Origin of the sequence: Aestuariivirga sp., from assembly GCF_047600585.1 — a bacterium.
Taxonomy (GTDB): domain Bacteria; phylum Pseudomonadota; class Alphaproteobacteria; order Rhizobiales; family Aestuariivirgaceae; genus Aestuariivirga.
Genome location: NZ_JASGKP010000001.1, coordinates 2,373,894 through 2,396,519, shown reverse-complemented (window position 1 = coordinate 2,396,519; position 22,626 = coordinate 2,373,894). Strand labels below are relative to the sequence as shown.

The 22,626-nt window shown below is 62.6% G+C and carries 24 protein-coding genes; 16 read left to right on the top strand and 8 right to left on the bottom strand.

Annotated features, from left to right (window positions below; translation table 11 throughout):
• Window positions 1-11 precede the first annotated feature (11 nt).
• Window positions 12-284, top strand: a complete 273-nt coding sequence (locus QM801_RS11895) for a DUF2312 domain-containing protein (RefSeq protein WP_415019424.1) — start codon at window positions 12-14, stop codon at window positions 282-284.
• 195 nt (window positions 285-479) lie between these two features.
• Here the strand turns inward: QM801_RS11895 and QM801_RS11890 are convergent, their stop codons facing one another.
• From QM801_RS11890 to QM801_RS11875, 4 genes are all read right to left on the bottom strand, one after another.
• Window positions 480-824, bottom strand: coding sequence for a GIY-YIG nuclease family protein (locus QM801_RS11890; protein ID WP_415019423.1), 345 nt, complete (start codon window positions 822-824; stop codon window positions 480-482).
• A 189-nt stretch (window positions 825-1,013) separates the two neighbouring features.
• A complete protein-coding gene (locus QM801_RS11885; protein WP_415019422.1) occupies window positions 1,014-2,588 on the bottom strand; it encodes a DUF882 domain-containing protein in 1,575 nt (524 codons plus the stop codon).
• Window positions 2,589-2,848: 260 nt separating this feature from the next.
• Window positions 2,849-4,843 carry a L,D-transpeptidase family protein gene (locus tag QM801_RS11880; protein ID WP_415019421.1) on the bottom strand — a complete coding sequence of 665 codons (1,995 nt, stop codon included), beginning with the start codon at window positions 4,841-4,843 and terminating at the stop codon, window positions 2,849-2,851.
• A 113-nt stretch (window positions 4,844-4,956) separates the two neighbouring features.
• Window positions 4,957-6,435, bottom strand: coding sequence for a sigma-54-dependent transcriptional regulator (locus QM801_RS11875; protein ID WP_415019420.1), 1,479 nt, complete (start codon window positions 6,433-6,435; stop codon window positions 4,957-4,959).
• A gap of 256 nt (window positions 6,436-6,691) precedes the next feature.
• Between QM801_RS11875 and QM801_RS11870 the strand changes: the two genes are divergently transcribed.
• From QM801_RS11870 to QM801_RS11830, 9 genes are all read left to right on the top strand, one after another.
• Complete coding sequence (locus QM801_RS11870; RefSeq protein WP_415019419.1) at window positions 6,692-8,473, top strand: M3 family oligoendopeptidase; 1,782 nt, start codon at window positions 6,692-6,694, stop codon at window positions 8,471-8,473.
• Window positions 8,470-9,006 carry a GNAT family N-acetyltransferase gene (locus QM801_RS11865; RefSeq protein ID WP_415019418.1) on the top strand — a complete coding sequence of 179 codons (537 nt, stop codon included), beginning with the start codon at window positions 8,470-8,472 and terminating at the stop codon, window positions 9,004-9,006. Before QM801_RS11870 ends, QM801_RS11865 begins: the two co-directional genes overlap by 4 nt.
• 114 nt (window positions 9,007-9,120) lie before the next feature.
• Window positions 9,121-9,405, top strand: a complete 285-nt coding sequence (locus QM801_RS11860) for a hypothetical protein (protein ID WP_415019417.1) — start codon at window positions 9,121-9,123, stop codon at window positions 9,403-9,405.
• 12 nt (window positions 9,406-9,417) lie between these two features.
• Complete coding sequence (locus QM801_RS11855) at window positions 9,418-10,536, top strand: Re/Si-specific NAD(P)(+) transhydrogenase subunit alpha (RefSeq protein WP_415019416.1); 1,119 nt, start codon at window positions 9,418-9,420, stop codon at window positions 10,534-10,536.
• The gene (locus QM801_RS11850) at window positions 10,536-10,853 is read left to right on the top strand and encodes a proton-translocating transhydrogenase family protein (protein WP_415019415.1); all 318 of its coding nucleotides are present in this window, start codon (window positions 10,536-10,538) and stop codon (window positions 10,851-10,853) included. The genes QM801_RS11855 and QM801_RS11850 overlap by 1 nt, the downstream gene beginning before the upstream one ends.
• A gap of 1 nt (window position 10,854) precedes the next feature.
• Complete coding sequence (locus QM801_RS11845) at window positions 10,855-12,252, top strand: NAD(P)(+) transhydrogenase (Re/Si-specific) subunit beta (RefSeq protein ID WP_415019414.1); 1,398 nt, start codon at window positions 10,855-10,857, stop codon at window positions 12,250-12,252.
• A gap of 102 nt (window positions 12,253-12,354) precedes the next feature.
• Window positions 12,355-13,131 (top strand): DUF1194 domain-containing protein, encoded by a 777-nt coding sequence (locus QM801_RS11840; protein ID WP_415019413.1) that lies wholly within the window; start codon window positions 12,355-12,357, stop codon window positions 13,129-13,131.
• Between the two features lie 76 nt (window positions 13,132-13,207).
• Window positions 13,208-14,224, top strand: coding sequence for a flagellar motor protein MotA (locus QM801_RS11835; protein WP_415019412.1), 1,017 nt, complete (start codon window positions 13,208-13,210; stop codon window positions 14,222-14,224).
• Between the two features lie 6 nt (window positions 14,225-14,230).
• On the top strand, window positions 14,231-15,259 hold the full coding sequence (locus QM801_RS11830) for a peptidoglycan -binding protein (RefSeq protein ID WP_415019411.1): 1,029 nt from the start codon (window positions 14,231-14,233) through the stop codon (window positions 15,257-15,259).
• On the opposite strand, the gene QM801_RS11825 is transcribed toward QM801_RS11830, so the two are convergent.
• Window positions 15,240-17,030, bottom strand: a complete 1,791-nt coding sequence (locus QM801_RS11825) for an ABC transporter transmembrane domain-containing protein (RefSeq protein ID WP_415019410.1) — start codon at window positions 17,028-17,030, stop codon at window positions 15,240-15,242. The two genes, QM801_RS11830 and QM801_RS11825, sit on opposite strands and share 20 nt — an antisense overlap.
• A 133-nt stretch (window positions 17,031-17,163) precedes the next feature.
• On the opposite strand from QM801_RS11825, the gene rpmE reads away from it, so the two are divergent.
• A complete protein-coding gene (gene rpmE / locus QM801_RS11820; RefSeq protein ID WP_415019409.1) occupies window positions 17,164-17,385 on the top strand; it encodes a 50S ribosomal protein L31 in 222 nt (73 codons plus the stop codon).
• Window positions 17,386-17,461: 76 nt separating this feature from the next.
• Here rpmE and QM801_RS11815 read toward each other — a convergent pair whose 3' ends face one another.
• Complete coding sequence (locus QM801_RS11815) at window positions 17,462-18,010, bottom strand: DUF1465 family protein (protein ID WP_415019408.1); 549 nt, start codon at window positions 18,008-18,010, stop codon at window positions 17,462-17,464.
• Window positions 18,011-18,318: 308 nt separating this feature from the next.
• Window positions 18,319-18,504, bottom strand: coding sequence for a DUF1192 domain-containing protein (locus QM801_RS11810; protein WP_415019407.1), 186 nt, complete (start codon window positions 18,502-18,504; stop codon window positions 18,319-18,321).
• A 147-nt stretch (window positions 18,505-18,651) separates the two neighbouring features.
• On the opposite strand from QM801_RS11810, the gene QM801_RS11805 reads away from it, so the two are divergent.
• From QM801_RS11805 to QM801_RS11785, 5 genes are all read left to right on the top strand, one after another.
• The gene (locus QM801_RS11805) at window positions 18,652-19,638 is read left to right on the top strand and encodes an NAD(P)H-quinone oxidoreductase (protein ID WP_415020919.1); all 987 of its coding nucleotides are present in this window, start codon (window positions 18,652-18,654) and stop codon (window positions 19,636-19,638) included.
• A 71-nt stretch (window positions 19,639-19,709) separates the two neighbouring features.
• Window positions 19,710-20,012 (top strand): DUF1778 domain-containing protein, encoded by a 303-nt coding sequence (locus QM801_RS11800; protein ID WP_415019406.1) that lies wholly within the window; start codon window positions 19,710-19,712, stop codon window positions 20,010-20,012.
• Between the two features lie 7 nt (window positions 20,013-20,019).
• On the top strand, window positions 20,020-20,514 hold the full coding sequence (locus tag QM801_RS11795; RefSeq protein ID WP_415019405.1) for a GNAT family N-acetyltransferase: 495 nt from the start codon (window positions 20,020-20,022) through the stop codon (window positions 20,512-20,514).
• 127 nt (window positions 20,515-20,641) lie between these two features.
• A complete protein-coding gene (locus QM801_RS11790; protein WP_415019404.1) occupies window positions 20,642-21,364 on the top strand; it encodes a DUF1013 domain-containing protein in 723 nt (240 codons plus the stop codon).
• A gap of 2 nt (window positions 21,365-21,366) precedes the next feature.
• A complete protein-coding gene (locus QM801_RS11785; RefSeq protein WP_415019403.1) occupies window positions 21,367-21,963 on the top strand; it encodes a short chain dehydrogenase in 597 nt (198 codons plus the stop codon).
• 256 nt (window positions 21,964-22,219) lie between these two features.
• Here the strand turns inward: QM801_RS11785 and QM801_RS11780 are convergent, their stop codons facing one another.
• Complete coding sequence (locus tag QM801_RS11780) at window positions 22,220-22,603, bottom strand: GNAT family N-acetyltransferase (protein ID WP_415019402.1); 384 nt, start codon at window positions 22,601-22,603, stop codon at window positions 22,220-22,222.
• Window positions 22,604-22,626: the final 23 nt, after the last annotated feature.

The window sequence follows — 22,626 nt, the reverse complement described above, 5'->3', positions numbered from 1 at the left end:
CGAACCCGCCCATGGCCGAGAAAACCAAGACCACTTTTGCCCAAGGACAACTGCGCGCCCTTGTGGAACGGATCGAGCGCCTCGAAGAGGAGAAGAAGTCGATCGCCGGCGACATCAAGGAAGTCTATGCCGAGGCCAAGGCCAACGGCTTCGACACCAAGATTCTCCGCAAGGTGATCTCGCTGCGCAAGAAGGACGCTAACGAGCGCCAGGAGGAAGAGGCGTTGCTCGACGTCTACCTCGCCGCCCTCGGCATGCCCGAGAGCAGGGAAGCGGCGGAGTAAGACTTCCAGCCGTTATCCCCGCCCCTACAGTTCGTCACCCCCGCGAAGGCGGGGCCAAGCTTTTTTCTGTGATCGGTAAAAGCTGGATTCCGGCTCGCGCGCGACATCTCGCTATCGCTCGATCAAGGCGCGCGTCCGGAATGACGGGTTGGGGAGGTGGCGATTTTTCCTCCGTCACCCCCGCATTTTCTCCCGTCACCCCCGCGAAGGCGGGGGCCCAGCTTTGGCGTCGACCAATGTGGCGATGGTGTCGATCGAGTCTTGCAGATCCAGCCAGCTGGGGTTCATCTTTTCAATGAGTTGAATCTTCCAGGCGCGGTTCCACTTCTTCAACTGCTTCTCGCGCCTGATTGCGTATTCCAAGAAATGGTGGTGTTCGTACCAAACCAGCTGCTTCACGTCGTATCGAGAAGTGAAGCCATCAAAGCGGCCGTTCTTGTGATCGCACACCCGAAGCCAAAGTGAGCTGGTGACGCCGATGTAAATCGTGCCGCGGTACCTGTTCGCCATAATGTAGACGGCGGGAGTCTTTTCTTCCATGTCCAAGCTCTGCCCACCCCTTGGACTATGGGCAAATAGAGTGAGGCAAAGAAAGCTGGGCCCCCGCCTTCGCGGGGGTGACGGAAGAGGGGCGGGGGTGACGGAAGAGGGGGCCGCCATTCCGGACGCGCACCCCAGCAACAAAAAAGCCCCGGCGATGCGGGGCTTTTTCGTTTGATGGTCTGAATCCTATTCGGTCGAGCCGTCGCTGTTGGACGGGGTCACGGCCTGCGACATGCGCACATTGAGCGGTGGCAGGTTGCCCTTGCCCTCGCGGTTCACGGAGAGCATGTCGCCCTTGCCCGTGGCAGCGGTCGGCGCCTTGAAGCCGACGATGCCCGAGCCGTCTTCACCCAGGATCGCCGCGCGCGGCATGATTTCGTTCAGGTTGGCATCGACCTTGGCGGCAACCTCATCGTTGCTCTGCACCTGCTTGGCGCTGGCAAAGAGGCTGTTCCACCAGCTGTCGCTGGCGCCGCCCAGCGAGGCGATGCCCGGCTGGATCGAAGCGCCGTCCTGCTGCGTCTGATCGCGCAGCGGCGGGTTGAAGCTGGTCTTGGTTTCGACGTTGGAGATGACATCGATCTGGTCATCTTCCTCGTTGGCGGCATCTTCGCTCAGGCTGGCCAGTTCTTCGTTGGCGACAGGCGAGGGCTTCTTGCTCCAGTTCTGGCCTTCCGGCGGCGCGCTGGCGGGCTCGATGTTGACGCTGGCATCAGCCGATGCGAGCTGCATCACCGAACGCGGCTTCAGGCGCGGCTTGACGATGGAGGCGGAGGCGAGAGGCTTCGGCGCAGCGGCACCTTCGTCATCGCCCGAACCATCGGCGAGGGCTTCGACAGCCGCCGTCTGGGCCATGGAGGCGAGGCCGTCGGTATCAGGATCGACGAGCTTCTTGCTCTTGCGTTCGGCCGTGGCCGGCTGATCGACGATGGCGTCATCCAGCGGCGCGGCAGAGCTGATCGTATCGGCGCCAACCGCAGCGGCGTCTTCGCTCCACTGGGCCATCTGGCCGCCATTGTAGGCATCAAGCGGCGCGGTCTGGTCGGCAGGGGCCTTCTTGCGGCCCTTGCCGGTCACGAGACCCCAGAGGCCGCCGTTCTTGTCGTTGTCGTCATCCTCGGAGGCCACTTCAACCGAAGCATCGGGCAGCGGCTGCTTGCCGGTGAGGCGCTTGCCGACGTACTTCTTGCCATCGCGGAGGAGGCTGGCCATCTGCGAGGGCGCCATGCCGGGGCCCCAGTGACGGACGTTGCCGGAGTCGATGTGCAGGAAGCCCGTGGGACCACCCGCAGAGCTGTAATAACCGACGCCGCCCACCTGGCGGACAAGCGCGCTGTTGCGGATCTTGGTCGTCGGCACGTCAGGGAAATAGAAGTCGATCGCCTTGCCCTTCATGTGCTGGCTCTTGGTCGCAACGTGGCGGCCGATCTTCTTCAGGAAGGCGTTGGTGCGCGGGCTGCGGTAGCCGCAGACGATGTGAATTGGCTGGGTCGAACCCAGGTCGGCGTGCAGCTCGTACAGAAGGTCGAGGGTGCGCGGATCAATGGTGATCGGCTCGTTGCGGCGCCAGTCGCGGAGCAGGTAGTTGATCTTGTTCATGGCCGACGGAATGTAGCGTCCGTCCTTCATGTACGTGATCGTCAGGCTTTCCTTGGTGTGGATGTGATACAGCGAAATCGTGCGCGTTTCACCGCCAGCGACCGAAGGCGACGTGCCGGCAAAAGACCACGCACCGAGAGCGAGCGTTCCGACAATGGCCATGGAGGCCAACGCTTTGGCGAATTTCTTGGTCAAAGGAAAACGATGTCCGACGTCCGTTACCTGATTTTGTTCCACGCAACTAACCCCGAGCACCGGCCCGGCTCCCACACATACAGGCCGGACTTGAGGAAGTTACCCACCCACTCTAGTCCTGAACCCGACATCGAACAAGATTAAGGCTGCGATGAGGCAACCCCGTTATGGGAGTAACCATGCCCGATTATGATTAATTGGGGATTAATGGTGGCGATTCAAAGGATTTAGTCGCTAACCAAACTGGTCGATTTTGCCGCAGTTTGAACGATCTTTTCCCCCGTCGCACCACCGAAGGTCCGGGCCACCAGGGCCTCGGCCGCCGTGATCGACTTATCCCGCTCGTAAATATCGGAATAATAACGGACTTTTCCGTCAGAATCGGGCCATGCCGTGAAGTAGGTCAGGTGCACCTTGATGTTGCCCTGGACCTTGACGTTTTCGGTCTCGCCACCGGCCAGACGCGCCTCCACCTGGGCGTCGTCGATGCCGAGCAGAACCTTGGCGAACTCACGCGGGTTCTGGACGCGCACGCAGCCATGGCTGAAGGCCCGGCTGTCCTGGGAGAAGAGTTCCCGGTTCGGGGTGTCGTGCATGTAGATCGAGTGGCTGTTGGGGAAGAGGAATTTCAGTTCGCCCAGCGCATTGCCAGAGCCCGCCTTCTGGATCACGCCGATCCCGGAATTGGGACCGACCGCCCCCCAGTTGATCGAGCGGGAGGAGACCTTCTTGCCCTTGGCGTTGATCACCTGATAGCCGTTGCGGTCGAAATAGCCCGGGTCGCGGCGCAGCTTGTTGCGGTATTCGTTGATGATGATCGACTGCGGCATGCCCCAGGTCGGGTTGAACACCACGGTTTCCATCTCATCCGAGAAGACGGCAGTCTGGGTGGTCGGACGGCCGACGATGACGCGGCTCGTCCACTCCCGCTTGCCGTGGTTCATCACCACCACTTCCTGGGCCGCCTGGTTGACGAAGACATAGCGCTGGCCGAGGTTCTTCGGCAGCCAGCGGATCCGTTCCATGCTGGCGATCAGCTTGTCGCGTTCGCTGCCAGTGTCGACGCCGTTGAAGGACTTGACCGTCGCCTGATCAAGCGCGCCCGTCTGGGGAATGCCGGCGCTGGCCTGATAGAGCTTCAGGCTCTTGCTCAGGGTCTTGTCGAGGACATCGAGCTTTTCCGGATCGGCGGCATCGGCGTCGTCAGAGGAAAGATGTCCGAGAGCCACCATGCGGGCGCGGAGTTCCGGGATGCGGGCATCCTTCTGCCCGACCTTCACACGCTTTCCGGTGGGGAAGGGGACGGGCTTCTCGGCCGTGTCGTTCGAAAGCTTGGCCAGCTCCGCCTTGAGAATGGCATAGGCCGGGTGGCTCGGTTCCAGCGTCTTCAGATATTCCGCGGGGAAGGGCGTGTACGCCAGAACCTTGAGCGCCGTTGATGGCGACACGGCTTCAGGTTGGATGTCGTGATAGAGCGAGAGCTTGCTCGGCTCGAAGGCGCCGCCCGTCATGTGGACGGCATAGGTCGCAACGGCCGTGGTGAGGCCCACATCGAACTGTGCGGCCGCAATGTTGCTGCCGGCAATCTGACCGTCCATGTCGTCGAAGGAGGTGAAGCCGCCGGGCAGGTAGCGCGCCGGTTCAAGGCCTTCCTGGGCAGAATTCTTGAGCGTCGCCAGAACCGTCTTGGCCCGCTCGGACACCTTGCCATTCTCCAGCCAGAGCGGCTTGAACTGACTGTCCTTGTAGAGGGCGATCACGGCATCGCGCACAGGCTGGTCGGCCTTCACGGGCGTCTTGGCGTCGGAGAGCACAATCCGCACAGCTTCACCCTCCACGCCGGTGGCCGGCATGGGGATCAGGCTCTTGTCGGATACGGCAACGAGCCGGGGCAGGCCATAGGTGAGATTGCCCATGCCCATGCCGGGAATGGTGGGTTCCGGATCGCCGTAGTCGGCGTCGTTCGCATACTGGCGTTTGCCCGAACCGAAGGACGGATCGCGGTAAACATCGACACCGTTGTCACGCAACCACCAGCCGCGGCGCTCGGCATCCATCTGCCGGCGGCGCTCCGCCCGGCTGGCGCGTTCTTCGCTCGTTCCGAAGAGGGACTCGAAGAAACTCTTGCGTTTCTTCTTCTGCCCGTTGTCGGCATCAGCGGGAGTGATGAGGATCAGAAGAGCAGCAACCGATGCTGCGGCCTTTATAAAACGCGTGTCCATTTCGACTCCCCGGGGAGATTTTTACTTAGACTCCCGGTAGTTCGTTTGCAATGTCCGTGCTGCAACACAGCACAACATTTTATAAACAGATTCGCCGTGGGAAGTATTTGGGTTCAGCTCGCGGCTTCTTCCAGTCCCAAATCGCGCATCTTGCGATAAAGTGTGGAGCGCCCGATGCCCAACTTCCGAGCGACCTCAGACATTTGCCCGCGATAGCGGTGGAGGGCGAGGCGGATCATGTCCGCTTCCACGTCTTCCAGTTTGCGGATGTGGCCGCCGTCGGTCACAACCGGAATGCCGAGCGCCGTGCCGTCGCTGACCTCGGTTCCGCCCTTGCGGGGGCCACTGTGCGTCTGGACGGGTGCCGCCGGCATGACCGGAGCGGCCGGAACCTTGATCTCGTAACCGTCGACGAGGGAGGCGATCTGGGGGAAGTCCTCGATGCCGAGCTGGTCGCCTTCACAGAGCACGATTGCCCGGAAGACGGTGTTCTCGAGCTGGCGGACATTGCCCGGCCAGGCGTAGGCCATGAGCATGGCCAGCGCGTCCGGCTTGATGCCATGGACCTTGCGGCCCTCTTCGGCGGACAGCTTGGTGATGAAGTGCTGGATGAGGGCCGGCACGTCATCCTTCCGGTCGCGGAGCGGCGGCACCATGATCGGGAAAACGTTGAGGCGGTAGTAGAGGTCTTCGCGGAACTGCCCGGCCTTCACCATCTCGATCATGTTGCGATTGGTGGCCGAGACGATGCGCACGTTCACCTTCACCGGCTTGCGCGAACCAACGGGATCGATCTCGCCTTCCTGGATGGCGCGCAGCAGCTTCACCTGCATCTCGAGCGGCAGTTCGGCAACTTCATCGAGGAACAGCGTGCCGCCGTCCGCTTCCTGGAACTTGCCGATGTGTTTGGAGGTGGCGCCGGTGAAGGAGCCCTTCTCGTGACCGAAGAGGGTGGATTCGACGAGGTTCTCAGGGATCGCGCCGCAGTTCACGGCGACGAAGGAACGACCGGCCCGGTCGCTCTCGCCCTGGATGGCACGGGCGATCATTTCCTTGCCGACGCCGGATTCGCCTTCGATGAGGATCGGAATGTTGGAGGCGGCACCGCGCTTGCCGAGGCGGATGACATTGCCCATGCCGGCGGAGGAGGCGATGAGATCGGCGAAGGTGAGCGCGCCGCTGACCTTCTTGTTGAGGCGCTTCACCTCTTCGGTGAGGGCATTGACCTTGAGCAGGTTCTGGATCGAGACCTTGAGGCGCTCGGGCGAGACGGGCTTTACCACGAAATCATCGGCACCGGCGCGCATCGCGCGGATCACCGTTTCGATCGAGCCCTGCGATGTCTGCACGATCACCGGAAGATCGCCGCGCACGCCCTGGAGTTTTTCGAGGAATTCGATGCCGTCCATTTCAGGCATCACGAGATCGAGGATCACCATCTCGTAGGTGCCGCCCTGGGGTCCGCGGAGCGCATCGAGCGCTTTCTGTCCACCATCCACCGCAGCCGCTTCGAAGCCGAAGCGCTTCACCATTTCTTCGAGAATGCGGCGTTGAGCGGGTTCGTCTTCGACAATCAGTACGCGAGCAGCCATTCCGGTATCACTTCTTCACTGACCAAGGGTTTTCGGTGCGGTTTCTAGGGTCCGCTTGGGACGTGTCGCGATTTGTGACAGGTAAGGGTAAATTCCCTCTTAACGGGCTTGCCCAATTGGGGACAAACTCCGGCCAGACCTTCGCCGCGATCGGAGCCGTCGAGCGGTGCACCGTTGTCTTGCGAGGCCCGCTCCTCCATATTTCCCGGTGAAACGGGAAGAGATCTCTTCCGCCGCTCACATTTTGAGGATCATCATGACATCTGCTTCCACCGCTCTTGCCAATCTGCCAGAGTGGAACCTCGCCGACCTTTATCCCGCGCCCGATTCGCCCGCCTTCACCGCCGACGTGAAGGAAGCACGCACGCGCTGCGCTGCATTCGCATCAGCCTGGAGCGGAAAACTGGCGAGCGCCTCGCCCAAGGATCTCGCCAAGGCGATCGGTGAATATGATTCGCTCTCCGATCTCGTGGGCCGGATCGGCTCCTACGCGCAGCTTCACTACGTAGGCGACACCACCGATGCAGCGCGCGCCAAGTTCTATGGCGACGTCTCGAACACGCTCACCGAACTTTCGAGCCAGTTGCTTTTCTTCGAACTCGAACTGAACAAGATCGACGACACGGCGCTGGCAAACGCGCTGCGCGAACCCGCACTCGCCCATTACAAGCCCTGGCTCGACAACCTGCGCATGGAGAAGCCCTATCAGCTCGATGACAAGCTGGAACAGCTCTTCCTCGAAAAGTCGCAGACGGCGGCGGGCGCGTTCAACCGCCTGTTCGACGAGACCATGGCCGATCTCCGCTTCGAGGTGGACGGCAAGCAGCTCACTCTGGAGCCCACACTGAATCTCATGCAGTCGCCGGACGAGGCGCGCCGCAGAACGGGTGCCGAGGCGCTGGCGAAGACGTTCAAATCGAACCTCCGCCTGTTTACGCTCATCACCAACACGCTGTCGAAAGACAAGGACATTTCTGACCGCTGGCGCGGCTTCAAGGACATCGCCGACGCGCGCCATCTCTCGAACCGGGTCGAACCTGAAGTCGTTGCCGCTCTCGTCGATGCGGTGCGCGCCGCCTATCCCAAGCTCTCGCACCGCTACTACCGCATGAAGGCGAAGTGGCTGGGCAAGGAGACGCTCATGCACTGGGACCGCAATGCGCCCCTGCCGCAGGAGGACACGCGCGACATTCCCTGGGACGAAGCGCGCGAGACCGTATTGTCCGCCTACGGAGAATTCGCTCCCGAGATGGCATCGATCGCCAAGGGCTTCTTCGACAAGCGCTGGATCGACGCGCCCGCACGCCCCGGCAAGTCACCCGGCGCCTTCGCGCATCCGACCGTGCCGTCGGCGCATCCCTATGTGCTGCTCAACTATCTCGGCAAGCCGCGCGATGTGATGACGCTCGCCCACGAACTGGGCCATGGCGTGCATCAGGTGCTGGCTGCTCCGCAGGGCGCGCTGATGGCGTCCACGCCGCTCACGCTGGCCGAGACGGCTTCGGTCTTCGGCGAGATGCTGACCTTCCAGCGCATTCTCAAGAACACCACGGACCCGAAGAAGCGCAAGGCGCTGCTCGCCTCCAAGGTGGAGGACATGATCAACACGGTGGTGCGCCAGATCGCCTTCTACACTTTCGAGCGCAAGGTGCACTCCGCCCGCAAGGAAGGTGAACTGACGCCGGACCAGCTCAATGCCATCTGGCTTGAGGTGCAGCGCGAGAGCCTGGGTGACGCCATCACCTTCGGCGAGGGCTACGAGGTGTTCTGGACCTACATCCCGCACTTCATCCACTCGCCGTTCTACGTCTATGCCTATGCCTTCGGCGATTGCCTCGTGAACTCGCTCTACGCGCGTTACAAGGAAAGCGCGGCGGGCTTCCAGGACAAGTATTTCGCCATGCTGAAAGCGGGCGGCACCAAGCACCACTCGGAGCTGCTGAAGCCTTTCGGACTCGACGCCACGGATCCCGCCTTCTGGCAGAAGGGGCTCAGCGTCATCTCCGGCATGATCGACGAACTTGAGAAGACGGAGTGAACGAACTCCGCTTCCGCCGCCCTGCACCGGGAGAGGCCGCCGCCATGGCCGCCCTTCATGTGCAGTGCTGGCGGGAGTCTCTGGGCGATATTCTGCCGCCTGACGTGATTGCAGGCTTCGACGTCACGAAGATGATCTCAGCCTGGGAAAAACGCCTGGCCGATCCCACCCGCATCATTCACGCCGCCTGTGCAGGCGATAACCTTGTGGGCTTCGTTATCGGCGGGGCCGCCGAACCGCCGGGCTACGGCATGGACGGCAATGTGGCGGCGATCTATGTCGCGGCCCACTGGCACCGGAAGGGGCTCGGCAAGGCGCTGATGGGGCTCATTGCGCGGGACTGGCAGGCGCGCGGGGGCAGGGGGCTTGCTCTCGAGGTGATCAGCGCCAATGCCCGGGCCCGCCGCTTTTACGACGCCATGGGCGGCCAGGCCGTCTCAACCGGAACCTATGTCTGGGACGGCCATCCGCTCCCCGTGGCGGTCTATCATTTCGGGAACCTTCCGGCCCTGGCCGCCCTAGCGCCTGCCTGACCTTCGACGAGCGCCGGCCCTGCGCCAAAAGGTGCGCGTTTCCACGTCTTGCACGCCGGGGCCACCCCGGCTAAGCGTGGTGCCATTACAGATTCAGCCATTTGAGGGAACAGTATGGCCGACCATTCTCCGTCTCATTCGCCGCGCGGATTCCAGGACCACAAGGAGACCTATGAGGGCTTCCTCACCGGCTCCGTCGCCCTGGCCATCATCTGTGGCTATGTCCTTGTTGCGCTGGTTGCCTTCGGCTTCATGGACTCTCTCAACGTGCTCACCGGCTTTGCCGGCCTGATCGTCGGCATCATCGCCACGCTGATCGATGCCCGCGCCGGCGGCAAGTGGTTCCTCTCCGGGGGCCTGCTTGTGCTGTTCGGGCTCTTCGTCGCCATCAACCTCTAAGCAGAAGACACCATGAAGATCGCGATTCCCGCCGAAAGTCATCCGGGGGAGGCGCGTGTCGCGGCCTCGCCCGACGTGGTGAAGGCCTACATCAAGAAGGGCGCCAAGGTGGCCGTGCAGTCCGGCGCGGGCCTTGGCTCCAACATCTCCGACGATGATTTCAAGGCGGCCGGCGCCGAGATCGTGAAAGGCGAGGCGGTGGTCAAGGACGCCGACATCGTCCTCACCATCCGCAGGCCCGGCGAGAAACTTCTCAAGGCCATGAAAGAGGGTGCCATCGTCGCCGGCGGCCTCGAACCCTACGGCGACCGCAAGGCGCTGGAAGACTTCGCCAAGGCAGGCGTCACCGGCTTTGCCATGGAACTGATGCCGCGCATCACCCGTGCTCAGGCCATGGACATTCTCTCCTCGCAGGCAAACCTCGCCGGCTACAAGGCGGTGATCGAAGCGGGCGCCGCCTTTGGCCGCGCCTTCCCGATGATGATGACGGCCGCGGGCACCGTGCCTGCCGCCAAGGTCTTCATCATGGGTGTGGGTGTTGCCGGCCTGCAGGCCATCGCCACCGCGCGCCGCCTGGGCGCGATTGTCTCTGCCACCGACGTCCGCAAGGCCACCGAAGAGCAGGTGAAGTCGCTGGGCGCCAAGTTCGTCTATGTCGATCTCGCCGAAGCGGCCACCGCCGCGGGCTATGCCCGTGAACTGACGGCCGAGGAAAAGGCCAAGCAGGCGGAACTGGTTGCCTCCCATATCAAGTCGCAGGACGTGGTGATCACCACCGCGCTCATCCCCGGCCGCCCGGCGCCCACCCTCATCACCAAGGAAATGGTGGAGAGCATGAAGCCCGGCTCGATCATCGTCGACCTCGCGGTCGAGCGGGGCGGCAACTGCCCGCTCTCCAAGCCCGACCAGATCGTCGAGCACAAGGGCGTCAAGATCATCGGCACCCTCAATCTCGCAGGCAGGCTTGCGGGCAACGCGACACCGCTCTTTGCCAAGAACATCGCCAACTTCCTCGACCTGATCATCCAGAAGGACGGATCGCTCAAGATCGACGAGGCGGATGAATGCATTTCCGGCACGCTGATCGCCAAGGGCGGCAAGCTCGTGCACAAAATCTACGAGGCGAAATAATGGAACAGATGGCCCATTCGATCGACCCCTTCATTTCGCTGCTCGGCATCTTCGTGCTTGCGGTGTTCGTGGGTTACTACGTGGTGTGGAACGTGACACCCGCCCTCCACACGCCGCTGATGAGCGTGACCAACGCCATTTCCTCGGTGATCGTGGTGGGTGCGCTGCTCGCCGTGGGGGCAGGGGCGATTGCCTCCGGCTCGACGCTCGCCATGATCTTCGGCTTCCTTGCGCTGGTGCTGGCCTCGATCAACATTTTCGGCGGCTTCATGGTCACCTCGCGCATGCTTGCCATGTACAAGAAGAAAGAGAAGTAAGATGAGCGCCAATCTCGCAGCCCTTCTCTATCTCGTCGCAGGTGCGCTCTTCATCATGGCGCTGCGCGGGCTCTCCTCGCCCGCCACCTCGCGCCAGGGCAACATGTACGGCATGGTCGGCATGACCATTGCCGTTCTGACGACCCTCGCGCTCGCAAAGCCGGTGGGCGTGCTGCCGTGGCTCCTGATCGTGGGCGGCCTCGCCATCGGAGCCGTCATCGGCGGCATCACGGCGAAGCGCATCCCCATGACGGCGATGCCGCAGCTTGTCGCCGCCTTCCACTCGCTTGTCGGCCTTGCTGCCGTCTTCGTGGCCGCTGCCGCCTTCTATGCACCCGATGCCTTCGGCATTGCCACGGATGGCGTGATCCACGCCCAGAGCCGCATTGAAATGTCCCTTGGTGCCGCCATCGGCGCCATCACCTTCACGGGCTCGGTCATCGCCTTCCTCAAGCTCGATGGCCGCATGTCGGGTGCGCCCATCCTGCTGCCCGCCCGCCATGTCATCAACATCGCGCTCGGTGTCGCACTCCTCGCCGCCATCGTGATGTTCTTCCAGACCCCGGCGGACATCTGGTTCTGGGCCATTGTGGTGATCAGCTTCATCCTCGGCTTCCTGCTGATCGTGCCGATCGGCGGCGCCGACATGCCGGTCGTGGTCTCGATGCTGAACTCCTATTCCGGCTGGGCGGCCGCCGGCATCGGCTTCACGCTGGCCAACACCGCGCTCATCATCACGGGCGCGCTCGTCGGTTCCTCGGGCGCCATTCTCTCCTACATCATGTGCAAGGGCATGAACCGCAGCTTCATCTCGGTCATCCTCGGCGGCTTCGGCGGCGAAAGCGCCGGCCCCGCCGCCAAGGGCGAGACGAAGCCTGTGAAGCAGGGCTCTGCCGACGACGCCGCCTTCATGATGAAGAACGCCGAGACGGTGATCATCGTCCCGGGCTACGGCATGGCCGTCGCCCAGGCGCAGCACGCGCTCCGCGAAATGGCCGATCATCTCAAGAAGTCGGGCGTCACGGTGAAATATGCCATCCACCCGGTGGCGGGCCGCATGCCCGGCCACATGAACGTGCTGCTCGCCGAAGCGAACGTGCCCTATGACGAGGTCTTCGAACTGGAAGACATCAACAGCGAGTTCGCTCAGGCCGACATCGCCTTCGTCATCGGCGCCAACGACGTCACCAACCCCGCCGCCAAGGAAGACCCGGCCTCGCCCATCTACGGCATGCCGGTCCTCGAGGTGTGGAAGGCCAAGACCGTGATGTTCATCAAGCGCGGCATGTCGTCGGGTTATGCCGGCATCGATAACGGCCTGTTCTGGCGCGACAATACGCTGATGCTCTTCGGCGACGCCAAGAAGATGACGGAAGAAATCAACAAGGCCATGGGCTGAGCCCAGAGCTTGCGCGAGCGGCGGGGTTGCTCCCCGCCCGCGCATGATTTTGCCGTCTTTGCCGCCGAGACAGTCGTATCACCTGCAAGGGGAGGCGAATGCATGCGGCTTCATGTGCTTTTCAGTCTGCTGGCATTGCTTTTGATCCCCGCCTCCGTGGCGCGGGCCGAGGCGGTCGATCTTGAACTCGTTCTCCTCGCGGATGCGTCCGGCTCCATCGGCAACGACGAGATCCGCTACCAGCGCCAGGGTTATGCCGATGCGTTGGCCTCGCAGGACGTGCTGGACGCCATCGCCACCGCCGGGCGATACCAGAAGATCGCCGTCACCTACATGGAATGGGGCCAGTGGGACTCCCAGATCGTCGTCGTGCCCTGGAAGGTCATCGCCAATGGCGACGATGTCCGCGCCTTCAACGAGGCCCTGCTGGCCGCGCCCCGCATCGCCCGTGGCCGCAATGCCATTGGCAATGCGCTGATCAAGGCCGCCGCCGCCATCGCCACCAATGAGTACGAGGGGGTGCGGAAGGTGATCGACCTTTCCGCCGACAGCGTGAACAGCTGGGGCGGGGCAGGCGTACCCGAAGCGCGTCAGGCCGTGCTGGCACAGGGCATCACCATCAACGGGCTTGCCGTTCTCTGCCGCACCTGTGCGAGCGGCAGGCCTGTCTCCTACGATCTCGAGAAGGCCTTCGAAGACACCATCATCGGCGGCACGGGGAGTTTTGTCGTCTCGGCGGACAAGCCTGAAAATTTTGCATTGGCGGTGAAACGCAAACTCATTCTCGAGATCGCCGCTGCAACACCCGCCATGGCTGCACCCCGGCAGCAGGCCTCCCGTGATGCATGGACTGCGAAGAGCGTCTCACAACCGGACTGAACCCCTTTCCCCCGCGCCGCTTTCTCGTCTAACTTGCCCCATAACAACGGCCGGGAGAGCCGGAAGGGGTGGAACGATGGCACAGGAATCGCCGCAACTTGAACAACCGATGGTTCACCTCGTCCACATGGCGGTGTTCACGCTGGTGGTCGCGGTGCTGGTGGCGGTGATCTACAACGGCATCAAGGCGGCCTTCATGGCCAATCCCTTCCTCAACGGCCTGATCGTGGCGACGCTGCTGCTCGGCATGGTCTATGCCTACCGCATGGTCTGGCGCCTCATGCCGGAGGTGAACTGGGTCAACAACTTCCGCCTCGGCGAAAGCTCGGAGCAGCCGCTGCCCATCCTGCTTGGCCCAATGGCCACCATGCTGGGCGATGCCGACCGCCGCACCATCCTCTCGCCGTCCTCCATGCGCTCGCTGCTCGATTCGCTGGCCTCCCGCCTCGATGAAGCCCGCGACCTGATGCGCTACCTCGTCGGCCTGCTGATCTTCCTCGGCCTCCTCGGCACTTTCTGGGGCCTTCTTGAAACCGTGTCGTCGGTGGGCGATGCCATCCGCGGCCTCGATGTCTCCACGGCGCAATCAAGCTCGGTCTTCGAGGAACTGAAGAACGGCCTGCAGCGCCCGCTGGCCGGCATGGGCCTTTCGTTCTCGTCCTCGCTCTTCGGCCTTTCCGGCTCGCTGATCCTGGGCTTCATGGACCTCAAGGCCTCGCAGGCCCAGAACCGCTTCTACCAGGACCTGGAAGACTGGCTTTCCACCATCACCGACCTGCAGGCCGGAACGGGCGAGGGTTCGAGCCAGGCCGGCACGCCTGCCTTCATGCGGATCGACATGCAGGGCTTGCAGCGCTCGCTCGACCGCCTGGCCCAGCAGATGAGCGAGACCAGCACCACGCCTGCGGTCGCTGCCACCAACGGCAGCGGCAACGAGACAATCGAGCAACTGGCCGATGCCGTCGCAAGCCTCGTGGCCCAGATGCGCGACGAGCAGAAGATGGTGCGCAACTGGATCCAGACCCAGCAGGTGCAGCAAAGTGAAATCCAGCGCCTCCTGATCCGCCAGAGCGGCGGACGCAGCCGGGAATAGCCGCCCATGCCCGCACTGTCCCGCAGGAGACGGCAGGAAGACGCGCCTTACTGGCCGGGCTTCGTCGATGCCATGGCGCAGCTACTGCTGGTCATCACCTTCCTGCTGTCCGTCTTCATGATCGCGCAGTTCCTGCTGGCGCGGGAAATCACCGGGCAGGATTCGGCGCTGGGGCAGTTGCGCTCGCAGATCGCCGAACTCACCCAGCTCCTCAACCTCGAAAAGGCCGCCAAGGCCGATGCCGAGGCGCAGCTTCTCTCGCTCACCGATGACCTCAACTCGGAAAAGGCGAAGAACGCGGGCCTGATGGCCGATCTTCAGGCGGAGAACGAGAAGGGGCAGTCAGCCGGCTCCATCGTCTCGGCGCTGCAAACATCGCTCGATGCCGAGAAGAAGATTTCCTCCGATGCGCTGGCCAAGGTGGAACTGCTCAACCAGCAGATTTCCGCCATGCGCCGCCAGCTCTCGCAGCTGAATGCGCTGCTGGACGCCGCTGAGGAGCGCAACAAGGCCTCGGAAGCCCAGGTGGCCGACCTCGGCAAGCGCCTCAACATGGCATTGGCGCAGAAGGTGCAGGAGCTGTCCAAGTACCGCTCGGAATTCTTTGGCCGCCTGCGCCAGATCCTGTCGCAGCGCTCCGACATTCTCGTGGTGGGCGACCGCTTCGTCTTCCAGGCGGAAGTGCTGTTCCCGAAGGCCAGTGCCGACCTGAACGAGGCGGGCAAGGTGGAAATGCTGAAGCTGGCTGACGCGCTCCGCCAGCTTGAGCGCGAGATTCCGGAAGACATCGCCTGGGTGCTGCGCGTCGATGGTCACACTGATGCGGACCCCATCCAGTCGCCCATCTTCCAGTCGAACTGGGAACTGTCGTCGGCCCGCGCCATCACCGTGGTCAAGTTCCTGATCGCGCAGGGTGTGCAGCCCAAGCACCTCGTGGCGGCAGGCTTCGGCGAATATCAGCCGCTGGTGGAAGGCGCGAGCGAAGATGCCAAGGCGGAGAACCGCCGCATCGAACTCAAGCTGACGGACCGGTGAACTGCAGCTTGGCGAGGCGGGCGTAAAGCTCGTTCGTCTCGATCAGTTCGCTGTGGCTGCCCTGGGCCACCAGTTGCCCCTGATCCAGCACCAGAATGCGGTTGGCATTGCGCACCGTGGCAAGACGGTGGGCAATCACCAGCGTGGTGCGGTGCTGTGTGATCGTCTCCAGCGCCTGCTGGATCATCTGCTCGCTTTCGGCATCGAGCGCGCTCGTCGCTTCATCAAGGAGCAGGATCGGCGCGTTGCGCAGGATGGCGCGGGCAATGGCCACGCGCTGACGCTGGCCACCCGAGAGTGTGACGCCACGCTCCCCAAGCGGGGTGTCGTAGCCCTGCGGCAGGGCGCGGATGAAGCCATCGGCGCGGGCCGCGGCGGCGGCAGCTTCCACATCGGCCATGCTGGCGTCGGGGCGTCCGAAGCGGATGTTCTCCAGCACAGAGCCTGAGAAGATGACCGGGTCCTGCGGCACGGTGGCGATGCGGTTGCGGAGTTCCGTCAGGTCAGCTGTGGGCAGCGCCACGCCGTCAATGGAGATGGTGCCCCTTTGCGGATCGTGGAAGCGTTGCAGCAGGGAGAAGATCGTGGTCTTGCCCGCACCCGAGGGGCCGACGATGGCCACCACTTCACCGGGCTTCGCCTCGAAGGAGAGCGATTTCAGAATCTCGGTCTCGGGCCGTGTCGGATAGTGGAACGTCACGTCGCGGAAGGTGACGAGGCCCTGTCCGGGTTTCGGCAGAGCGACGGGCTTCGCAGGAGAGGTGATCTTCGGCTGTTCCTGCAGCAGTTCGGCAATGCGCTCGGCGGCACCGGCGGCAAGCTGGATCTCGCCATAGACTTCCGACAACTGCCCGAGCGAGCTTGCCGCGAAAACGGCATAGAGCACGAACTGGCTCAGCGTTCCGCCCGAAAGCTTTCCCGCCATCACGTCGCGCGCGCCGAACCAGAGCAGGCCGACGATGGCGCCCAAAGCCACAAGGATGATCAGGAAGGTGAGCACACCGCGGGCGAAGGTGCGCTGGGCGGCGGCATTGAAGGCGGTGCGGGTGGCGCCCGCGAAGGCCGCCATGGTGGTGGCTTCCTGCGCGTTTGATTGTACCGTGCTGATGGCGCCCAAACGTTCCTGTGCGAAGGCGGCACTGTCGGCAAGCGTGTCCTGCGCCAATCGCGAGAGGGCGCGCACCCGCCGGCCATAGAGCACGAGCGGCAGCACGATCAGCGGAATCGCGAGTGCGGCAAGGCCCGAGAGCGTGGGGCTGGTGTAGATCATCATCGCCAGCGCACCGAGCAGCATCACCGCGTTGCGGAGCGCGATCGAGGCGGTGGAGGAGAAGGCGCTCTTGATCTGGGTGGTGTCGGCGGTGAGACGGGAAATCACTTCGCCCGTCTTCTGCACTTCGTAGAAGGAGGGCGTGAGCAGCGTGAGATGGCGGAACAGGGCATCGCGGATATCGGCCACCACGCGCTCGCCGATCCAGGTCACATAATAGAAGCGGAGTGCCGAGCCCACCGCGAGAAGCAGCACCACCGCCAGCATCACCGCGAAATACTGGTCGACCAGATTGGCATTCTCGCCGGTGAAGCCGTGGTCGAGAACCCGCCTGACGGCAATGGGGATGATCAGCGTGGCGCCCGAGGCCACCAGCAGGGAAACCAGCGCATAGACGATTTGCCGCCGGTAGGATCCGAGAAAGGGCAGGAGGCTTCGGAGGGGGCGCAAGTTGTTGGATTTGCCGCGCCTTTTGGCTTCCTGTTCGTAGACGTTACTCATCTCAGACCCTGATCTCCGGAGGGCCTTGCAGGCGCCCGCGGCCTCCTATATAGGACCGCCTCATTCCTTGTCACCCCGCGCTTTTTCAGACTGTGGAACGGCGCAATTTTGTCTTTTTGAAGAGATTGAAATCATGAAGTCCGGCATTCATCCCGACTACCACCCGATCACCGTCGTGATGACGGACGGCACCAAGTTCGTCACCCGCTCCACCTATGGCAAGGCTGGCGACACGCTGAACCTCGACATCGATCCCAAGTCCCATCCCGCGTGGACCGGCGGCCAGCAGGGCCTCGTCGACCGCGGCGGCCGCGTCTCGCGCTTCAATCAGAAGTTCGGCTTCCTCAAGAAGTAAGCCTTCGGGACTTTCGAGATACAAAAAAACCCGGCTGTTTCAGCCGGGTTTTTTCATTTGGAATGGCTGTGAGGCCTTAGCGTGTGCCGAAGGCGCGGGCCAGCTGATCGAGCTGCGAGGCAACGGGGTTGTCCGCCGTCACGGGCGCCTGCTGCTGCTGGCGCTGGATCATGAGATCAAGGGTCTTGATGCGCTCGAGCAGGCGGAGCGACCGCTCAACAAGTTCGTTCAGGCCCTCGGGCAACTGGTCGGCGCCCGGAATGTTGTTGCCGCGGCCGATGTCGCTGAGGCTGATGCGGTTCTTTTCCTTGCGGGCTTCCTCGCTGCCGAGTTCGCCCGAGGCGATGGCGCGCTGCAGGAGCAGCCAGGAGGCGAGCTGCATCAGGCGCGTGGTGAGTCGCATGCTTTCGGTGGCGTAGGCGATGGCGCCGGAACGGTCGAGCGCCTTGCTGTCGGCGCGGCCGGGGCCATCAAGATAGTTGGCCGTCTCCTCGACCAGACCCATGCCTTCCTTGAAGACCCGGTCAAACTGCTCGGAAGCCGTGAATTTCGAAAGGAAATCGACCGTTTGCCGGCCTGTTCCCGTACCCGCCGCATTCCCCATGGTGAACAACCTCTTACTCACTCGTCACTACTTTTAGCATTTGGCCGTTCGTTGTCCACCGGGCGTTGGTGGACCATTCTGGAGCAAATACCGGTTACGCGTTTGTAAGGAGCAAGAGAGGGGCCACGCGCCCGCGCAGGCGCGAAACAAAAAAAAGCCGCGGAAACCGCGGCTTGAGTTCTAACAGGGAGGCGTCAAACAGAGTGGACAAAACCACTCAGAGAATCCGGATCGCTCCGAATGATTGTGAAGGTAAACGACAAAACTTGACGAATGGTTAATACAGACAAATTTTACGGTGAGGTTTTTCGTTTTCTTCACCCTGCCTGTTAGCTTTTGAAGAATGCATCAGCAGCTGCCTTCGATGCTTTCTTCTTTGCAATTTCCGCTTTGAGCCGGGCAATTTCTCCCTCAAATGCAAGTATTCGTTGCTCAAGTTCGGCAACGGAGATCGTGTCGAGAGGTTCGCCGACTGTGAGCTTGGGGGCCGGCTTTGGTAAATCGTCGAGGTCCATTTCATCCTCCGGTCGGTGTACGAATGCTGGAACCGACATTAACCGTAAGCGCCGCGGACGATCAAATCCGTCAGGAAAGTTTGCGTGGCACCGCCGTTCTGACGCACGATGGGCCAGCACGTTCAAGGAGTTGCAGAGATGAACATGATGCGGGCGATTGCCATTCGCGAACCGGGCGGTCCCAATGTGCTGGTGCCGGTCAATCTGGCGCGGCCCACGCCGGGCGAGGGGCAGGTGCTGATCCGTGTCGCGGCGGCAGGCGTGAACCGCCCCGACGTGATGCAGCGGCGCGGCGCCTATCCGCCGCCGCCCGGAGCGCCCGCCACGCCGGGCCTCGAGGTCTCCGGTTATATTGTCGAGCTTGGCCGCAATACCGGCGCCTGGAAAATCAGCGATCCCGTCTGCGCGCTCGTGCCCGGTGGCGGCTACGCGGAATACTGTGTGGCGGCAGCGGAGAACTGCCTGCCCATTCCGCGCGGCATGTCGCTCAATGAAGCTGCTGCACTTCCCGAAACCTACTTCACCGTGTGGACCAATGTGTTCGATCGCGGCGGCCTGAAGGCCGGTGAAACATTTCTGGTTCATGGTGGCACAAGCGGCATCGGCTCCACCGCGATCATGCTCGCCAAGGCATTTGGTGCGACCGTCATCACCACGGCGGGCTCGGACGACAAGTGCGCGGCAGCGCGCGCCTTCGGTGCCGATCTCGCCATCAACTATCGCACGCAGGATTTTGTTGCGGTGATGAAGGAGAAGGGACTTGCCGCCAACCTCATCCTCGACATGGTGGGCGGCGACTACATCGAGCGCAACTTCAAGGCCGCCGCCCTGCATGGCCGCATCGTGCAGATCGCCTTCCAGAACGGCTCGCGCCCGACCCTCGACCTCACACCCATCATGGTGAAAAGACTGACCTATACAGGCTCCACACTCCGCCCGCGCACCGTAGCCGAGAAAGCGGAGATTGCGCGTGAACTCCAAAAGAAGGTGTGGCCTCTCCTGTCGGAAGGCCGCTGCCATCCCAAGATCTTCGCAACGTTTCCGCTGGAGAAGGCCGCCCAGGCCCACGCCCTCATGGAAAGCTCGAGCCACGTGGGCAAGATCGTGCTGACGCTCGGGCATCTGGGGGGCTGAAACAGCCCCGTTTTGCGCAGCTTGTATCGTGTATGTACAATGTCTATACACGGGCTTCAGGAGTTAAGCCCGTGAGCGTCTCGACGAAGAAGCCCAAGGCCACAAAGGCCCGCAAGGATACGGTGATCAATCTGCGTCTGCCGGCGCAGATGCGCGACCTGCTGGATGAGGCGGCCGAGGCCCTGGGCAAGACGCGTACCCAGTTCGTGGTCGACAGCGCCCATGCGCAGGCCCTCGATGTTCTGCTCGACAAGCGTATCTTCAAGCTTTCGGGCCGGGACTTCACGGCCTTCCTCAAGGCGCTGGACCGCCCCACCAAGGCAAACGATGCACTGAAGGCGCTGCTGAAGAGCAAAGCGCCATGGGCGTCTTGATGCGGCTGTGACGATTCTCACCGCGCCGGAACCTCTCGAACCGGATCATCTCATCGACAGCTTTTCCTGCGGCAAGCCGGAACTGGATGACTGGCTGAAATCAAGGGCAGGGCCCTCCGAAGCCAAGTCGGCGCGCACCTATGTTGTCTGCGAAGGCCGCAGGGTGGTCGGCTATTATTGTCTCGCGGCAGGCGGCGTGATGCGCGAGTCCGTGCCAGGCAAGTTCCGCCACGGACTGCCGACCTCGGTTCCGGTGATGATCATGGGACGGCTTGCGGTCGATCTCGCATGTCATGGCCGCGGCATCGGCTCGCATCTTCTGGCAGATGCGATGCGGCGGACCGTTCTTGTTGCCCGCCAGGTGGGGGTGCGGGCGCTTCTCGTCCACGCCCTCGATGAAACCGTCCTGCCGTTTTATCTCCGGCACGGCTTCAGGCCACTTTCGAGCGGATCGCGGACACTGTTTATACCAATGGAAACAATCGTTTCCACGCTCTCGTGAAGGCTTTGCACGAAGCCCAAGGAGTTGATTGCCTTGGGCGGCGTTATCGCCTATAGGAGCGCCATCCCCGACAATTTGTGTCCAAACAATTGGAGCCCGTGGAACGGCCCCGAAGGAGCGAAATATTATGTCACGCCCACCTCTGATGCCCAAGGCCACCGCTGTCTGGCTGGTTGAGAACACGACGCTAAGCTTCAAGCAGATCGCCGATTTCTGTCATCTCCACGAACTGGAAGTGAAAGGCATTGCGGACGGCGATGTTGCCACCGGCGTGAAGGGCCTCGATCCCATCACCGGCGGCCAGCTCACCCGCGAGGAAATTGCCAAGGCGGAGGCCGATCCGTCGCATCCCCTCGCCATTCTCGAATCCAAGGTCGACGTGCAGGTGAAGAAGTCGACGAGCGGCCCGCGCTACACGCCCGTCTCGCGCCGTGGCGACCGCCCGGACGCCATCGCCTGGCTCTTGCGCTATCATCCGGAACTGCCCGATGCCGCGATCATGAAGCTCGTCGGCACCACCAAGCACACGATCAACGCCGTGCGCGACCGCAGCCACTGGAACATCTCTTCGATCAAGCCGGTTGATCCCGTGTCGCTCGGCCTGTGCTCGCAGATCGATCTCGACTTCGCCGTTCAGAAGGCCGCCAACCGCAACAAGAAGATGACGGGCGATGCGGAAGAACCGCGCACCCTCATTCCGGCCTCGGAAGTGGAGGGCACCACCGCCCACCGCATGGCCATGGAAGAGCGCGAGGCCCAGGAAGCGGAAGAAAACCGCCGCGAGGCCGAGCCGGATGCCGATTCCGTCTTCGCCAAGCTCAAGGGCGTCAAGACCGACGACAACGCCTGAGCATGCGCGTCCTCATCGCAGGCGGTGCAGGAACAGTGGGCAGGGCTGCGGCCCGGGCGCTCGGCAAACACGATCTCGTCATCGCCGGGCGCAAATCCGGCGATGTTCATGTGGATGTGACGGATGAAGCCTCCGTCCGCGCCATGTTTGAAAAGCTTGGCAAGGTCGATGCCATCGTCGCCTGCACCGGCAATTCCTATTTCGGCCCGGTCAGCACCATGACGCCGCAGCAATTCCTCGACGGCATGAAGGACAAGGTCATGGGCCAGATCAATCTGGCCCTGATCGGTATGGTGCATGTGACTGACGGCGGCTCGATCACGCTCACGAGCGGCATTCTCGCCCGTGATCCGGTGCGGCAGGGCGCCAACGCCGCCGCCACCGATGGCGCGCTCGATGCCTTCGTGATCGGTGCGGCGATCGAGATGCCGCGGGGCCTTCGCATCAATGCGGTGAGCCCCGGCCTGCTGGAAGAAGCGGTTGCGGCCTACGACGGTTATTTTCCGGGCCATGCGCCGGTGTCGTCTCAACGCGTCGGCCTCGCCTTCGTGAAATCGGTGGAAGGCGCCATCACCGGTCAGGTGATCAAGGTCGATTGAGGCTTCGGACTTCTTATCTCCACTGCCAATAGATCTGTTCTCCACGGCCGGGCTTGACCCGGCCGTCCAGTTTTTTCCAGGATCGAAAATGGATGCCCGGCTCAAGGCCGGGCATGGAGAAGGAAGAGTGACGCGCGTCCGGAATGACGGTTTTGGTTAGTGGCCAGGAGTTTTTTTGACCGTCACCCCCGCGGAGGCGGGGGCCCAGCTTCTTCATCCCACCTTTTTAGCCGTCATGGCCCACGCATGTGGGCCATCAGTCTTTGGTCAGAAGCACACAATGGCTAAGCGTCTTCTTCATGAAAACATCGCCATCTCTCCTGGATGTCACTTCGTAACCCCGCCGCAGATAGAACTGTTCAGCTGTAGTTCCAGCGCCCGTATCAAGGACGATCTCAGACCGGCCACGCTGCGTGAGAAAATCCTCCGCAATCTTCAGAAGGGATGATCCGTGACCTTGCCCTGCATGCGACGGATGCGTGAACAGCGCGAAGAGCCGGCCCTCGGTGCTCTCGGCCATCGCAAAGGCAACGACCGTACCTTGATGCTCTGCCACCCACGCACCGAGCGTTCCATCATCCATGGCACGCCCTACGCTCTCCGGCGTGATGCCGCGCGCAACCATGGCGTCCACGGTCATATGATTTTCCCGGACAGATGTCC

Excerpts from the sequence above, each read along its gene's own strand:
- QM801_RS11895 (WP_415019424.1), top strand. The coding sequence starts at position 12 with ATGGCCGAGAAAACCAAGACCACTTTTGCCCAAGGACAACTGCGCGCC.
- QM801_RS11890 (WP_415019423.1), bottom strand. The coding sequence starts at position 824 with ATGGAAGAAAAGACTCCCGCCGTCTACATTATGGCGAACAGGTACCGC.
- QM801_RS11885 (WP_415019422.1), bottom strand. The coding sequence starts at position 2,588 with ATGGCCATTGTCGGAACGCTCGCTCTCGGTGCGTGGTCTTTTGCCGGC.
- QM801_RS11880 (WP_415019421.1), bottom strand. The coding sequence starts at position 4,843 with ATGGACACGCGTTTTATAAAGGCCGCAGCATCGGTTGCTGCTCTTCTG.
- QM801_RS11875 (WP_415019420.1), bottom strand. The coding sequence starts at position 6,435 with ATGGCTGCTCGCGTACTGATTGTCGAAGACGAACCCGCTCAACGCCGC.
- QM801_RS11870 (WP_415019419.1), top strand. The coding sequence starts at position 6,692 with ATGACATCTGCTTCCACCGCTCTTGCCAATCTGCCAGAGTGGAACCTC.
- QM801_RS11860 (WP_415019417.1), top strand. The coding sequence starts at position 9,121 with ATGGCCGACCATTCTCCGTCTCATTCGCCGCGCGGATTCCAGGACCAC.
- QM801_RS11855 (WP_415019416.1), top strand. The coding sequence starts at position 9,418 with ATGAAGATCGCGATTCCCGCCGAAAGTCATCCGGGGGAGGCGCGTGTC.
- QM801_RS11850 (WP_415019415.1), top strand. The coding sequence starts at position 10,536 with ATGGAACAGATGGCCCATTCGATCGACCCCTTCATTTCGCTGCTCGGC.
- QM801_RS11845 (WP_415019414.1), top strand. The coding sequence starts at position 10,855 with ATGAGCGCCAATCTCGCAGCCCTTCTCTATCTCGTCGCAGGTGCGCTC.
- QM801_RS11840 (WP_415019413.1), top strand. The coding sequence starts at position 12,355 with ATGCGGCTTCATGTGCTTTTCAGTCTGCTGGCATTGCTTTTGATCCCC.
- QM801_RS11835 (WP_415019412.1), top strand. The coding sequence starts at position 13,208 with ATGGCACAGGAATCGCCGCAACTTGAACAACCGATGGTTCACCTCGTC.
- QM801_RS11830 (WP_415019411.1), top strand. The coding sequence starts at position 14,231 with ATGCCCGCACTGTCCCGCAGGAGACGGCAGGAAGACGCGCCTTACTGG.
- QM801_RS11825 (WP_415019410.1), bottom strand. The coding sequence starts at position 17,030 with ATGAGTAACGTCTACGAACAGGAAGCCAAAAGGCGCGGCAAATCCAAC.
- rpmE (WP_415019409.1), top strand. The coding sequence starts at position 17,164 with ATGAAGTCCGGCATTCATCCCGACTACCACCCGATCACCGTCGTGATG.
- QM801_RS11810 (WP_415019407.1), bottom strand. The coding sequence starts at position 18,504 with ATGGACCTCGACGATTTACCAAAGCCGGCCCCCAAGCTCACAGTCGGC.
- QM801_RS11805 (WP_415020919.1), top strand. The coding sequence starts at position 18,652 with ATGCGGGCGATTGCCATTCGCGAACCGGGCGGTCCCAATGTGCTGGTG.
- QM801_RS11790 (WP_415019404.1), top strand. The coding sequence starts at position 20,642 with ATGTCACGCCCACCTCTGATGCCCAAGGCCACCGCTGTCTGGCTGGTT.
- QM801_RS11785 (WP_415019403.1), top strand. The coding sequence starts at position 21,367 with ATGCGCGTCCTCATCGCAGGCGGTGCAGGAACAGTGGGCAGGGCTGCG.
- QM801_RS11780 (WP_415019402.1), bottom strand. The coding sequence starts at position 22,603 with ATGACCGTGGACGCCATGGTTGCGCGCGGCATCACGCCGGAGAGCGTA.